Origin of the sequence: Aestuariivita boseongensis (assembly GCF_001262635.1) — a bacterium.
GTDB lineage: Bacteria > Pseudomonadota > Alphaproteobacteria > Rhodobacterales > Rhodobacteraceae > Aestuariivita > Aestuariivita boseongensis.
In genome coordinates, this window is the sequence record NZ_JXYH01000034.1 from 1 (window position 1) to 14,045 (window position 14,045).

At 63.4% G+C, this 14,045-nt stretch carries 14 protein-coding genes; 11 read left to right on the forward strand and 3 right to left on the reverse strand.

Annotation, left to right across the window (positions count from 1 at the left end):
- The first annotated feature begins 59 nt into the window (after nt 1-59).
- From TR61_RS13120 to TR61_RS13140, 5 genes are all read left to right on the forward strand, one after another.
- Nucleotides 60-872, forward strand: a complete 813-nt coding sequence (locus TR61_RS13120) for a TIGR00282 family metallophosphoesterase (RefSeq protein ID WP_050930537.1) — start codon at nt 60-62, stop codon at nt 870-872.
- Nucleotides 869-1,801, forward strand: a complete 933-nt coding sequence (locus tag TR61_RS13125; protein ID WP_050930538.1) for a DMT family transporter — start codon at nt 869-871, stop codon at nt 1,799-1,801. The genes TR61_RS13120 and TR61_RS13125 overlap by 4 nt, the downstream gene beginning before the upstream one ends.
- A gap of 21 nt (nt 1,802-1,822) precedes the next feature.
- Entirely contained in the window at nt 1,823-3,601 is a 1,779-nt protein-coding gene (locus TR61_RS13130; protein WP_050930539.1) for an SLC13 family permease, read from the forward strand.
- A 430-nt stretch (nt 3,602-4,031) separates the two neighbouring features.
- Nucleotides 4,032-4,766 carry a glutamine amidotransferase gene (locus TR61_RS13135; protein ID WP_050930540.1) on the forward strand — a complete coding sequence of 245 codons (735 nt, stop codon included), beginning with the start codon at nt 4,032-4,034 and terminating at the stop codon, nt 4,764-4,766.
- Between the two features lie 97 nt (nt 4,767-4,863).
- Nucleotides 4,864-6,522 carry an FAD-binding dehydrogenase gene (locus tag TR61_RS13140; protein WP_050930541.1) on the forward strand — a complete coding sequence of 553 codons (1,659 nt, stop codon included), beginning with the start codon at nt 4,864-4,866 and terminating at the stop codon, nt 6,520-6,522.
- A 78-nt stretch (nt 6,523-6,600) separates the two neighbouring features.
- On the opposite strand, the gene TR61_RS13145 is transcribed toward TR61_RS13140, so the two are convergent.
- Nucleotides 6,601-8,373 (reverse strand): SLC13 family permease, encoded by a 1,773-nt coding sequence (locus TR61_RS13145; RefSeq protein WP_050930542.1) that lies wholly within the window; start codon nt 8,371-8,373, stop codon nt 6,601-6,603.
- Nucleotides 8,374-8,696: 323 nt separating this feature from the next.
- On the opposite strand from TR61_RS13145, the gene TR61_RS13150 reads away from it, so the two are divergent.
- From TR61_RS13150 to TR61_RS13170, 5 genes are all read left to right on the forward strand, one after another.
- Nucleotides 8,697-9,809, forward strand: coding sequence for a C1 family peptidase (locus TR61_RS13150; RefSeq protein WP_050930543.1), 1,113 nt, complete (start codon nt 8,697-8,699; stop codon nt 9,807-9,809).
- Nucleotides 9,810-9,860: 51 nt separating this feature from the next.
- Nucleotides 9,861-10,283 carry a hypothetical protein gene (locus TR61_RS13155; protein WP_050930544.1) on the forward strand — a complete coding sequence of 141 codons (423 nt, stop codon included), beginning with the start codon at nt 9,861-9,863 and terminating at the stop codon, nt 10,281-10,283.
- Nucleotides 10,273-10,590, forward strand: a complete 318-nt coding sequence (locus TR61_RS13160) for a protease inhibitor I42 family protein (RefSeq protein ID WP_050930545.1) — start codon at nt 10,273-10,275, stop codon at nt 10,588-10,590. Before TR61_RS13155 ends, TR61_RS13160 begins: the two co-directional genes overlap by 11 nt.
- A 79-nt stretch (nt 10,591-10,669) precedes the next feature.
- Nucleotides 10,670-11,419 carry a YebC/PmpR family DNA-binding transcriptional regulator gene (locus TR61_RS13165; RefSeq protein ID WP_050930546.1) on the forward strand — a complete coding sequence of 250 codons (750 nt, stop codon included), beginning with the start codon at nt 10,670-10,672 and terminating at the stop codon, nt 11,417-11,419.
- 55 nt (nt 11,420-11,474) lie between these two features.
- Nucleotides 11,475-12,032 carry a hypothetical protein gene (locus TR61_RS13170; protein WP_050930547.1) on the forward strand — a complete coding sequence of 186 codons (558 nt, stop codon included), beginning with the start codon at nt 11,475-11,477 and terminating at the stop codon, nt 12,030-12,032.
- An 88-nt stretch (nt 12,033-12,120) separates the two neighbouring features.
- Here the strand turns inward: TR61_RS13170 and TR61_RS13175 are convergent, their stop codons facing one another.
- Both TR61_RS13175 and ygfZ read right to left on the reverse strand, forming a co-directional pair.
- A complete protein-coding gene (locus TR61_RS13175) occupies nt 12,121-12,381 on the reverse strand; it encodes a hypothetical protein (RefSeq protein WP_050930548.1) in 261 nt (86 codons plus the stop codon).
- Nucleotides 12,382-12,535: 154 nt separating this feature from the next.
- Complete coding sequence (gene ygfZ / locus TR61_RS13180; RefSeq protein WP_050930549.1) at nt 12,536-13,273, reverse strand: CAF17-like 4Fe-4S cluster assembly/insertion protein YgfZ; 738 nt, start codon at nt 13,271-13,273, stop codon at nt 12,536-12,538.
- Nucleotides 13,274-13,342: 69 nt separating this feature from the next.
- On the opposite strand from ygfZ, the gene TR61_RS13185 reads away from it, so the two are divergent.
- Nucleotides 13,343-14,032, forward strand: a complete 690-nt coding sequence (locus TR61_RS13185; RefSeq protein WP_050930550.1) for a TIGR04283 family arsenosugar biosynthesis glycosyltransferase — start codon at nt 13,343-13,345, stop codon at nt 14,030-14,032.
- The last annotated feature ends 13 nt before the right edge of the window (nt 14,033-14,045 follow it).

Sequence of the window (14,045 nt, forward strand, 5' to 3'; positions counted from 1 at the left end):
GACAAGGGGCGCGCGTTTCTTGTCTTGCCCTGTTTCATGGTCGGGTCTAGGTCCGGATTATGAGAATTCTGTTTTTGGGTGATGTGATGGGCCGCGCAGGCCGCAGCGCGGTGGCCGGGCGGCTGCCGGGCCTGCGTGAGGCGTGGCGGCTGGATTTCGTGATTATCAATGGCGAGAACGCCTCGAACGGGATGGGGCTGACGGCTGACCATGCCAAGCTGCTGTTCGACGCGGGCGCGGATTGCGTCACGCTGGGCGATCATGCCTTCGATCAGCGCGACATGCTGGCCCATATCGGCCAGGACAACCGCATCTTGCGGCCGATCAATTTCGCCAAGGGCGCGCCGGGGCGCGGGCACCGGGTGTTTGACGCACCCGGCGGGCGCAAGGTGCTGGTGGCGCAGGTGCTGGGCCAGGTCTTCATGAAGCGGCCCTTTGACGATCCGTTTTCGGCGCTGGAGCCGGTGCTGAAGGCCCATCCGCCCGGCGGCATGGTGCAGGCCGCCATCGTGGACATGCATTGCGAGGCCACGTCGGAGAAGATGGCGATGGGCCATTTCTGTGACGGCCGGGTCAGCCTTGTGGTGGGCACCCATACCCATGTGCCAACGGCGGATGCACAGATCCTGACCGGCGGCACCGCTTACCTGACCGATGCGGGCATGTGCGGCGATTATGACAGCGTGATTGGCATGGAAAAGGCCGAACCCCTGCGCCGCTTCATCACGGGCATGCCCAAGTCGCGCTTTACCCCCGCGATGGGAGAGGCGACGCTGTCAGGCGTTTTCGTAGACACCGATGACCGTACGGGGCTTGCCAAAGACATCCGGATGATCCGCGTGGGCGGACGGCTGGCCGAGGCCACACCTTGAGCCGCAAAGAGCTGGCGTTTTTCAGCGCCATTCTGCTGATCCTTGGGGCAGGGTGGGGGATCACCTCTCCGCTGTCGAAAATCGCAGTATCGACGGGGTATCAGCATTTCGGCCTGATCTTCTGGCAGATGGTCGTAGGTGCGCTGTGCATGGCGGTGATCCAGGCACTGCGCGGGCGGGCGCGGTTGCCCCTGCGGGCGAGGGCGCTGAAGGTCTATGTCATCATTGCGCTGATCGGATCGGTCATTCCCAATACCGCGTCCTATCAGGCGATCGCGCATCTGCCTGCTGGCGTGATGTCGGTTCTGCTGTCCACCATTCCGATGCTTGCCTTTCCCATCGCTCTGGCTTTGGGGGTGGAGCGGTTTTCAGCCCTGCGCCTGGCCGGTCTGGGGCTGGGCTTTGCCGGAGTGATGCTTCTGGTTCTGCCCGATGCCAGCCTGCCTGAGGCCGCAATGCTGGCCTGGATCCCGGTGGCCATGATCCCGGCGCTGTTTTATGCCTTCGAAGGCAATTACGTGGCCCGATGGGGCACCGAGGGGCTGGACGCCATCGAGGTGCTATATGGCGCGTCGATTGTCGGTGCGCTGATCGCTCTGCCGCTGGCGTTGGGGGCAGGGCAGTTCATCACTCCGCTCAAACCCTGGGGCGCGCCGGACTGGGCGCTGGTGGCCTCTTCGGCCATCCATGTGATGGTCTATGCGGGTTATGTCTGGCTGGTGGGGCGCGCGGGGCCTGTCTTTGCCGTGCAGGTCAGTTACCTGGTCACCGGATTTGGCGTGATCTGGGCCATGCTGATTCTGTCGGAAACCTATTCACCGTGGTTCTGGGCAGCCATGGCGCTGATCCTTCTGGGCGTCTGTCTTGTTCAACCCAGGCGTGCCGAGACGCTTGAAGCCGGCCCGGCAATGGGCGAGACTGGCCGCTGATCCATGAGAGCCGGACCGTAAATGGGATTTCTGGAACTGGGCGAGACCACCGCCGCACTTGTCACCCTGGGCATCGTTCTGGGCATGTTCGTTCTGTTTTTGCGCGAAACCTTCCCGACCGAAGTGGTTGCCATGGCCGGCGTGGCGATGATGCTGGCGTTGGGCGTTCTTCCTTATGACAAGGGGTTGGAGGTGCTGTCGAACCCCGCGCCATGGACCATCGCGGCGATGTTCATCATCATGGGCGCTTTGGTGCGCACCGGCGCGCTGAACGCGTTTACCCGGCAGGCCGACAAACAGGCGGGCAGCAATCCGAAACTGGCGATTGCGCTGCTGATGGGCTTTGTCGTGCTGGCCTCGGCGGTGGTGTCGAACACGCCTGTGGTCGTGGTGATGATCCCGGTATTCGTGCAGCTGGCGCGCACCATGGGGCTGTCGGCCTCGAAACTGCTGATCCCGCTGAGCTATGCCGCGATCCTGGGCGGCACGCTGACGCTGATCGGGACCTCGACCAACCTGCTGGTGGATGGGGTTGCGCGGGCGCAGGGGCTGGAGCCGTTCACGATTTTCGAAGTGACGCCACTGGGTCTGATCCTGGTGGTCTGGGGCATGATCTATCTGCGGTTCATCGGGCCGCGCCTTTTGCCCGATCGCGACAGCATGGCCACGCTGCTGAGCGACCGGTCGAAGATGAAGTTTTTCACCGAAGCGGTGATCCCGCCCGACAGCAACCTGATCGGGCGCGAGGTTCTGGGTGTGCAGCTTTTCAAACGGGAGGGTGTGCGCCTGATCGACGTCGTGCGGGGGGATGTCTCGCTCAGGCGCAACCTGCAGGGGGTGGAGCTTCAGGTGGGCGACCGGGTGGTGTTGCGCACGCAGATGGCCGAACTGCTGAGCCTGCAGCGCAACAAATCGCTGAAGCGGGTTGATCAGGTCTCGGCGGTTGAGACGACGACGGTCGAGGTGCTGATCACGCCGGGCTGCAAGATGGTGGGTCGGTCGCTGGGATCGCTGCGTCTGCGGCGGCGGTTTGGGGTTTATGTGTTGGCGGTGCATCGGCGGAACCAGAATATCGGGCGGCAGCTGGATGAACTGGTGGTGCGCGTGGGCGACACGCTGCTGCTTGAGGGCGCGCCGGGCGATATCCAGCGGCTGGCGGCCGAGATGGACATGGTCGATGTCTCTCACCCGTCGGAACGGGAATACCGCCGGGGGCAGGCACCCATTGCGTTGGGCGCGTTGGGGGCGATTGTGGTTCTGGCGGCCCTTGGCGTGGCGCCGATCTTTTTCCTGGCGGTACTGGCGGTGGCGGTGGTGCTGGTGACCCGCTGCATCGACGCGGACGAGGCGTTTTCCTTTGTCGACGGGCGGTTGCTGGCGCTGATCTTTTCCATGCTCGCGGTTGGCGCGGCACTGGAGGCCTCGGGCGCGGTCAGCCTGATTGTCGAGGCGCTGGCCCCCTATGTGGCCAGCTTGCCGCCCTTCCTGATCGTCTGGGCGATTTACCTGCTGACGAGCGTGTTGACCGAACTGGTGTCGAACAACGCGGTGGCCGTGGTGGTCACGCCGATCGCCATCGGACTGGCCACGGCTTTGGGCATCGATCCACGGCCGCTGGTGGTTGCGGTAATGGTGGCGGCTTCGGCGTCCTTCGCCACCCCGATCGGGTACCAGACGAATATGCTGGTTTACGGTCCGGGCGGGTATCGCTTTACCGATTTCATGCGGGTGGGCATTCCGCTGAACCTGAGCGTGGGCTTGCTGGCCTCGGCCCTAATTCCGGTGATCTGGCCCCTGTGACAGTCAGAGCCTGACGCAGGCTCTGACCCGTTTCTGACGCAGAAACGGGGAGGTACCTCTTTCATGGCTGCCCCTTTGCCAGAGCCTGCGTCCGGCTCTGGCCCGTTTTCTGCGTCAGAAAACGGCCACCGCACGGTGGCTTCACGCACCGGAAACGCATTTGCGCTAAACCTTCTCACGCAGCTGCTTTTGCGGGGGTAAAGAAAATCTTCCCCCGCGCGTTCAGGACAGATGGTTTTTCCATCACGTGCATGTCCCTGCCTGGAATATCACCCCGGGTCGGGACAGCCATCGCTTGACCCATGCGGGCCCGCTTCCTGGCGTTCTTCTCATTCACAACACACCCACCCCGCCGGGAGAGAGCCCGCAGCGGGGCGTCTGTCGTGGCTTTTTCTTGCAGGGGCGCGCGCGGGCGGCTAACCCACCTGCCATGAAGCCTTTTCTCATCCTTCAGGCCCGCCCGGAAACCGATGCATCGGATCAGGAATTCGCGGCCATTCTCGACAAATGCCGGCTGCCCGCCAGCCGCGCCCGCCGCATCCGGCTGGATCAGGAGGCGCTGCCCGACGATCTGGACCTGTCCGATTACGCGGGCGTCATCGTGGGCGGCGGGCCGGGCTGCGTCAGTGACGACCCCGCCAGCAAAGACCCTGTGGAGGCGCGGATCGAAGCGCAGGTCATGGGGCTGATGCCGCAGATCATCGCGCGCGATCATCCTTTCATGGGCTGTTGCTATGGGCTGGGCGTGCTGGTGCATCACCTGGGCGGAGAGGTCAGCAAGGCGCGTTACGGCGAGCCCGTGGGTCCCTCGCTTTGCGCGCTGACCGACGACGGGAAGGCCGATCCGCTCACCGCCGGGCTGGAGCCGCAGTTCGAGGCCTTCGTGGGCCATAAAGAGGCGGTGCAATCTCTGCCCGAGGGCTGTGTGCATCTGGTGCGTTCGGATCCGTGCCCGGTGCAGATGGTGCGCTTTGGCCGGAACGTCTATGCCACGCAGTTCCACCCCGAAGCCGATGCCACGGATTTCGAGAACCGCATCAATATCTACAAAAACCACGGCTACTTCCGCCCCGAGGACGCGCAGGCGCTGATCACGACCTGCCATGCCGCCAATGTCACCGAACCCGCAATCATCCTGCGCCGCTTTGCCGAACGGTACGGCTGACAGCCAGCCGTGACCTTGCGGCACGGCCCATGCGCGGGATTGCCAGCGGGCCGCCCTGCCTTCTAGGCTTGCGCCGAAGCGGGGGAGAATGGGCGACATGGACACGGCAGATGTCATCATCGTGGGCGGTGGTTTGGCCGGCCTTGTGGCGGCGGCGGAACTGGGCGATCGCGGAAAACGCGTGATCCTGGTCGATCAGGAAGGCCCGCAGAACCTGGGCGGTCAGGCCTTCTGGTCCTTGGGCGGGCTTTTCATGGTTGATACGCCCGAACAGCGGCGCATGGGCATCCGCGACAGCAAGGCGCTCGCGCTGAATGACTGGATGGGCAGCGCGCAGTTCGACCGGGACGAGGATCACTGGCCGCGCAAATGGGCCGAGGCCTATATCGACTTTGCAGCCGGCGGCATGCGCCAATGGCTGCACGGTATGGGCATGCGCTGGTTTCCCATCGTGGGCTGGGCCGAACGCGGCGGCGGTTTTGCCGATGGGCATGGCAATTCCGTGCCGCGCTTTCACATCACATGGGGCACCGGCCCCGGCACTATGGAACCCTTTGAAAAACGCGTCCGCGACCATGCGAAATCGGGCCTGATCGACCTGCGCTTCCGCCATCAGGTGGACCGTCTGATCATGGAAAACGGGGCCGCCAAAGGCGTGGCGGGCACGCTTCTGGCCGATGACAGCGCCCTGCGCGGCCAGAAGACCAACCGCGACGCGGTGGGAGAGTTCGAGATCCGCGCGCCCTCGGTCCTGGTCAGTTCCGGCGGGATCGGCGGGAATTTCGAGATGGTGCGCAAATCCTGGCCCGTGGACCGGCTGGGCCAGCCGCCCAAGGATATGGTGGCGGGGGTTCCCGCTCATGTGGACGGGCGGATGATCGACATCTCGCGCGCGGCAGGGGGGCATCTGATCAATGGCGACCGGATGTGGCATTACACCGAAGGGGTGAAGAATTTCGATCCGATCTGGCCGGGTCACGGCATCCGCGTTCTGCCCGGTCCGTCCTCGATGTGGTTCGACGCGGAAGGCAACCGGTTCGCGCCGCCCGCGCTGCCGGGGTTCGACAGTCTTGGCACGCTGAAGATGATCCTTGAGACCGGGTATGATTACAGCTGGTTCGTGCTGACCCAGAAGGTGATCAAGAAGGAATTCGCGCTGTCGGGATCGGAACAGAACCCCGATTTCACCGGCAAGTCGTGGAAAGAGGTGATCCGCCAGCGCATCCTGGCCGGATCGACGGCCACCCCTCCGGTGGAGGCCTTCAAGGAAAAGGGAGAGGATTTTGTTGTCTCCCGCGATCTGGCGGGGCTGGTCAGGGGCATGAACCAGATCGCCGGCGGCAACCTGATTTCCGAAGAAAAGCTGCGCGCCCAGATCGAGGCGCGCGATGCGCAGATCGACAACCCCTTCACCAAGGATGCGCAGATCATGGCGATCCACGCCGCGCGGCAGTATCGCGGCGACCGGCTGGTGCGCACGGCCAAGCCGCATAAATTCCTGGACCCTGCCAATGGGCCGCTGATCGCGGTCAGGCTGCATGTGCTGACCCGCAAAACGCTGGGCGGGTTGCAGACCAATCTGGACGGCCAGATGGTGGGCGCGGATTGCAACGTCATTCCGGGGCTTTATGCAGCCGGAGAGGTCGCGGGCTTCGGCGGCGGTGGATACCATGGATATAACGCGCTGGAAGGGACGTTTCTGGGCGGCTGCATCTTCTCGGGCCGCAATGCGGGGCGCTCGAAAGAGATCGCCTGACGGTGACGCCGGGGTCAGATTTTTCGAAAAATCTGCCCCCGCCGTGGATCCGAATTTTCGAAAATTCGGACCCGCGCGTCAGAGCGGCCAGAACACCAGGATCGACGGGATCGAGACGGCGATCACCAGCACCTCAAGCGGCAGCCCCATGCGCCAGTAATCGCCAAACTGGTACCCGCCGGGGCCCAGGATCAGCGTGTTGTTCTTGTGCCCGATGGGCGTCAGGAACGCGGCCGAGGCCGCCACCGCCACCGCCATCAGGAACGGGTCGGGCGACACACCCAACGTCTGCGCCATCTGGATGCCCACGGGAGCCGCCACAATCGCTGTGGCGGTGTTGTTGAGCACATCCGACAGCGTCATCGTCACCACCATCAGAACCGTCAGGATCGCCCAGGCAGGCAGACCATCGGTCAGCGTTATCAGGCTTTGCGCGATCAGTTCCGTCCCGCCCGAGCTTTCCAGCGCGGCCCCCAGCGGAATCATCGAACCCAGCAGCACCACCACCGGCCATTCGATATGAGTATAGAGTTCCGACAGGGGCACGATACGCGTCAGCACATAGGCCACCACCACCAGGCCCAGAGCGATGGGCAGATAGATCAGCCCAAGGCTGGCCGCCAGAACGGCCGCGCCGAAAAACCCGATCGCCATCCAGACCTTTTCATCCGCAGTCACCGTCAGGCCCCGTTCGGCCAGCGGCAGACAGCCCAGCCAGTCGGTCACATCGGCGGCCGTGTCCTTGGGCACCAGCACCAGCAGGATATCGCCTGGCTCCACCACGGTTTTGCGCACCTGTTGGGTGATCCGCTTGCCGCGCCGGGAAATCCCCATCAGCACTGCGCGCTGCCGCCACACTAGGCCAATGCCCTGTGCGGTCTTTCCGGTGATGCGGGAGGTTTCGCTTGCCACCATCTCGACCACGTCCACGCCGTCGCCCTCGGCCGTCAGGGTCTCGTGCCGCGACGGGTCGGAAAAGGCCAGCGACAGGGCCGAGCGGAATTCGTCCAGCGCTTCGGGCCCGGCCTCAAGCACCAGGATATCGCCCGTCCGCAGGCGCGAATTGCGCGCCCGGCCATAAAGCCGCTTGCCATCGCGCATCAGGCCCAGGATCGCGACATCGGTTTTCTCGGCCGTCTCCTCCAGTTCGGCGATGCGCTTGCCGATATGTTTGCTGTCTTCGGGTACGGTCAGTTCTGCGATGTAATCCTGCAGCGCGCCTGCGGTGCTGCCCTCCGCCTCGCGCGCGGGGATGAAGCGCCAGCCGATCAGCGCGACGAAGGCCAGCCCCGCGATGGCCGCGATGCCGCCCACGGGGGCGAAGTCGAACATGGCGAAGGGTTCGCCCAGGCTGTCTTCGCGGATGGCGGCGATGATAATGTTGGGCGGTGTGCCGATCAGTGTGGCCATGCCGCCCAGGATTGTTGCGAAACTCAGCGGCATCAGGCTGAGCCCCGGATTGCGCCCCGCCTTGCGCGCGGTCTGGATATCGACCGGCATCAGAAGCGCCAGGGCGGCGACGTTGTTCATGAACGCCGACAGCACCCCGCCAATCCCGCCCATCAGCGCGATATGCGCGCCCAGACTGCGTGAGGAATCAACCAGCGTGCGCGTGATCAGGAACACAGCACCCGACCGCACCAGCCCGGCCGACACCACCAGAACCAGCGCCACCACCAGCGTGGCGGGATGGCCAAAGCCGGAAAACGCCTGATCCGAGGGTACCACGCCCAGAACCACGCCCACCATCAGCGCCGAAAAGGCCACAAGGTCGTATCGGAAGCGGCCCCAGATCAGCAAGGCAAAGACGGCGCCAAACAGGCTGAACAGGATGATCTGGTCGGTGGTCATGGCGCCACTCTAGCAACCGCGCGGGGTGGGGCAAGCGGGATCACAGCCGGGGGTCCTGATCATGTGAACGATTCGTCGATAGGTTGTAATCCGCCGAAAATGGCAATGGCGGATTTCTTGCCTTGGGGGATCGCGCGAACTGTTGTTAGGCTTGCCCCACGCCGCGGCAATTTCAAGCGGCACCACGCTCCACCCATTTTTCGGAGCGTGCCTCGAAGACCCAAAATCTGGAAGGGGGCACCTTTCGGACTGCATGCCGGACCACCCGTAATTACCGCGGGCCCGGACCAGTCGAATTTTGACCTGTGTTTAGGAGGCACATTATGGCTGATGCACTTGATCTCAAACAATTGAAGAGCGATCTGGAGGACGCCGGCGCGCCCTGGGAAATGGATCCCGGGACGGAAATGGCGATGATGACGGAAGACGAGCGCCGGGTTCGCCTGGGCTTTAATCCTCCGCCGGGGGCCATGACGCTGAGTGAGGCCGTGAAGGCGGACAAGGCTGCCCCGGCGGTAACGGCAGATGTGATCGCGGCCGAAAGCATCGGGGCCCCTGCGGCCTTCGACCACCGCAATGTGAACGGCAAGAACTATGTCACATCGGTGAAGAATCAGGGCTCTTGCGGGTCTTGTGTGGCCCATGGCGTGGCCGCGGTGATGGAGACGACCTATCAGCGCTCGGTCGCCAATCCCAACCTGAACCTGGACCTCAGCGAAGCGCATCTCTTCTATTGCCACGGCGGGGAAGAGGGGCGGAACTGCAACAACGGCTGGTTCCCCGATCAGGCGCTGGACAAGGCCAAGGAAAAGGGCGTGACGCTGGAATCGGTCTATCCCTATACCGGCAATCAGCAGGCCTGCGCCGTGCCCGGCGGCTGGCAGAACAACATTGCCAAGGTCACCGGCAAGACCAAGCTGACGGGCCGCGCGGCGATCAAGAACTGGATCGCCACCAAGGGGTCGGTCACCGGCTGCTTCATCGTCTATCAGGACTTCTTCAGCTATCGCTCGGGCGTGTACCGGCATGTTTCGGGGGGCTCGGCTGGCGGGCACTGCGTTGAAATCATTGGCTATAATGATGCGCAGGGCTGCTGGATCTGCAAAAACAGCTGGGGCACCAACTGGGGAGAGGGCGGGTTCTTCCGCATCGGCTATGGCCAGTGTCAGATCGACACCTGGTACGGGCCCTACGGCGCCAATTCCGTCACGCTGAAGGCCTGGGCGAACAATCTGAAGGTCAACGGGCTCTGGGCCAATCAGGCCGGGCGCAATGCCTGGGCGCATTTCCAGGGCACAGGCTGGCGCAAGCTAGTGACCACGTCGGATGTGCAGCAGCACGCGATGCTGGCGGAACTGATCGGGGCCAAGGCCGGCAACCGCAATGTGCGCGCGCTGATCGACGGCAATCAGGTCAAGGAAGTCTACGTCACCTGACCGATGCCGGACTTACCCAGTCAATTCAGAATACAACAAAGGATTTTTCAAATGGCTAAAAGCAAATCAACCAATGCCCCTTCGGGCGATGTTCAGGAACTGGAGCGGACCGAATCTCAGGCAGCCGCAGACGCCCCCAGCATGGATGTCACGGCGCTGTTGGGGGACACGATCGTCGAACGTGTCGACCGCCCCGCGCAGATGCCGCCCGATGACATCACCGTGGAAGCGGAAGAACAGGCGGGCATCACCGCCTGGCACAACGGCAAGAAGATCACTGCCACCTGGTGCAATGCATCGAACCGCAATGCCTATGCGGCGGTGCAGGGGATCGGCTGGCGGCGACTGTGCAACGCCAACGACAGCGCATTCCTGTCGCTGACTATGCTGGCCGCCCATGCCGAGCAGACGAACGCGACTGTGAATGTCGAGATCGGCTCGGACAACAAGATCCATCAGATCTATGTCTGGTGAGATCACTCTCACGGAACGGGACAGGGGCCGCGAGGTCCCTGTTTCCCGTGGCGATGTGATCGAACTGCGCCTGCCGGAAAATCCGACGACCGGCATGCGCTGGTCCTTCGACGATCACGCCGGGGTCGAGATCCTGGAAGACCGCAACGATCTGGGCGGAGCGCCCGTGCCCGGTGCGGCCTCGGAACGGGTGTTTCGCCTGCGTGTTCTGGGGGGCGATGCGCATTTGCAGCTGCATCGCGGCCAGGCCTGGGAGCCCGGCACCCCGCCCGACGCGAGCTTTGAGCTGAACCTGAGGGCGCAATAGCATCTGGCCTGCCTTGAACCTGCCTGTTCCCCGCGTCTATATGAGCGCAAAGTTTCATCTGCGATGACGGGGTAGTTCCATGGCAGGCCATTCCAAATGGGCGAATATTCAGCACCGCAAAGGGCGTCAGGACGCCGTGCGGGCCAAGCTTTTCTCGAAACTGTCGAAAGAGATCACGGTGGCCGCCAAGATGGGCGACCCCGACCCCGACAAGAACCCGCGTCTGCGCCTTGCGGTGAAAGAGGCCAAAAGCCAGTCCATGCCCAAGGACAATATCGAACGCGCGATCAAGAAGGCCTCGGGCGGGGAAGGCGATGATTACGAGGAAATCCGGTACGAGGGCTATGGCCCCAATGGCGTGGCGGTGATTGTCGAGGCGATGACCGACAACCGCAACCGCACCGCGTCCAATGTGCGTTCGACCTTCACCAAGAACGGCGGAAATCTGGGGGAGACCGGATCGGTCGGGTTCATGTTCGACCGCAAGGGCGAGGTTGTGTACCCCGCCGATGTGGGTGACGCCGACACGGTGATGATGGCCGCGATCGAGGCCGGGGCCGAAGACGTCGAAAGCAGCGAAGACGGGCATTACATCTGGTGCGCCGATACCGATCTGAACGATGTCGCCACCGCGTTGGAGGCAGAGCTGGGCGAAAGCGAAGCCACGCGTCTGGTGTGGAAACCCACCACCACGACCGAGCTGGATCTGGAGAACATGCAGAAGCTAATGAAACTGGTCGAGGCGCTGGAAGACGACGATGATGTGCAGCGCGTCACCACGAATTTCGAAGCCACCGATGACGTGATGGCCCAGCTGGAAGCCGGCTGATCCGCGATCTGCCCTACGATTGACCGGGCTGCGTCCTGCGCATAGCCTTCGGGTCATGCGGATCACCGACCGAACAGCCGACATGCTGACCCTGACCGACACGCAGGCGGACAAGGCGGTGGCGATCTATGGGCTGAGCGTGGTGCTGGTGGGTTTTGCCGTCGCCATGGCCTGGCAGGGCGACTGGGGGCTGGTTGCGCCGCCTCTTGTGATTGTTGCCGTGGCGCTGGGCTATCTCAAACTGTCCCGGATGACGACCGTTCTGCATTTCGACAGGCAGGCGGACAAGATCACGCTGGATCTGATGAAACGCGGTGGGGCCGAGCATTGGGAATGGAAGTTTTCCGATCTTGAGACGGCCAGGCTCAGCACCCGTGGGGAGCACGGCACAGACAGCGGCATCCATCGGCCGGTGATGGTGCTGAAAGACGGGACGGAGGCGCCGATGCGCCCCTATCACGCGGCAGGCAGCCAAAGCTGGCACGCGGTGGCCGCGGTAAAGCTGTTTCTGGGCCAGAGCATTGCCGATGACGCACCGACGGGCTGGATCCCCCCTCAGGAGTTCGATAGTTTTTTCTCGGAAGAAATGAAGCGGCTTTATAAGCCGGACTAGGCGCCCATGGCCGACAAGGGGGCAAGCGCTTTGAAAAGCGCTTGATCAAGGCGTTTCGAAACGCCTTGGCGCCCGGACCCGGATCGATTTACCCGCTGATATAGGGCGTGTTTTGCACCGCTTTCGGGCGATAAAACACCTTCTGGTTATGCAAGCGGCCCAGCAGTTCATGGGTGGCGTTGATCGCGGCATCCAAAGCGGCCAGGGCTTCGGCATCCGGCGCGCCGCCATCGCCGCCCAGCAGGGTCAGACGTTCCAGAGACAGCTCTTTCTTGCGTTCCCGCAGGGCGGTTTCGATCACGTCCAGATCGTCGATATCCAGGTCGAATTTGGTGTTGTACTGCGGCATTGCTCGGCCCCCTTTGGTGGATGGGTGTTTCCGATCGGAAACGATCCTGAACCGACATATAGCGCATTATTTGCGACACGCTAGAGGGTTTTTGCATATACTTTTGTATACCAAAACCGCCCGCACAGCCGTCCGCTAAGTAGTTGATTTCAGGTCAGTCTTCCAGCCAGGCTTTTGCGCCATCGGCCTGCATCTCGCCTTTGGCCCGATCAAAGCGCAGATAGGCGATGCCGAAGCCGCCCGATTGGGTGTAGAGCGTGCCCGCCGCTTTGCCGTTTGCGACCAGTTCGGAACCCGCGGGCGCGTGGCCTTCCACCCGCACACGCGCCAGGCCCTTGCGCAGTTCGGTCTTGTGCTTCATCCGCGCGGTAACTTCCTGTCCCACATAGCAGCCCTTGCGGAAATCGACGCCATTGAGCGCCTCGAACCCCGCCTCCAGAATGAACGTATCGGGCGTCAGTTCCACCCCGGTTTCCGGGATCAGATGCGCCACGCGGATTGCGTCCCAATCGGTGCCGTCGTCGCTTTCGGGCGCGTCGGAATACATGCGCCAGCCCAGATCTGGGTGGCGCGGGTCGGCAAAGGCACCTTCGGGGGCAGGGCCTGTGCCGCGTTGCAGGTTCAGCCCGGCCTCTTCAATCGTCACATTGGCGCGCAGTTTGTACATTGTCAGCCGCTTGGCCAGCATGTCGCCCAGCGGGGCCGCCACGTCGATCAGCAGACCGTCGCCATCGCGGGCGACAAAGAAATCCGCCATATATTTGCCTTGAGGTGTCAGAAGCGCGGCATAGATCATGCCCTTATCCAGGCGGCTGATATCATTCGTGATCAGCCCCTGAAGGAAAGGTTCACTGTCCGGCCCTTTCAGGCGCAGGATGCGGCGACTGGTCATTTTGCGTGTCCCTTGCTATCTCCGCCTAGATATAGATGGCTGGGGCCAAGACAACAGGGGGCGCATCGTTTGCGCGCAGAAATCAGCATCGTCATTCCCACGTTGAACGCCGAAGCCACGCTTCCCGGTGTGATCGAGACGTTGATGGAAGGGCTGCATGCGGGGATCATCCGCGAGCTTGTCGTGTCCGATGGCGGGTCAGACGACGCGACGCTGCAGGTCGCCGATGCCGCCGGTGCGGTGATCGTGTCGGGGCCGGCCTCGCGCGGCGGGCAGCTCAGGCGCGGCTGTGCGGCGGCGCAGGGGCAATGGCTGCTGGTGCTGCACGCGGATACCCATCTGGAACGCGGCTGGGCCGAAGAGGTGAAGGCCCATCTGGCCCAGGCCCATGTCGCGGCCTATTTCAAGCTGCGCTTCCGGGCGCGGGGGCTGATGCCCGCGCTGGTGGCGGGCTGGGCCAATCTGCGCGCCTGGGCCTTCGGTCTGCCTTACGGCGATCAGGGGCTGTTGATCCGTGCCACGGATTATGCCCGTGCGGGCGGTTTTGCCGATCAGCCGCTGATGGAGGATGTTGCGCTGATGCGCGCGCTGCGTCGGGCGAAGGTTGATCTGACGGCCCTGCCGGTCGAGGCGGTCACCAGCGCCGAACGATATCAGCGCGCGGGCTGGCTGCGGCGGGGGGGACGCAATCTGTGGACGCTGATGCGCTATTTCGCGGGCGTCAGCCCGGACAGGCTGGCAGAGGGTTACCGGCGTTGAGGGCCCATTCCGG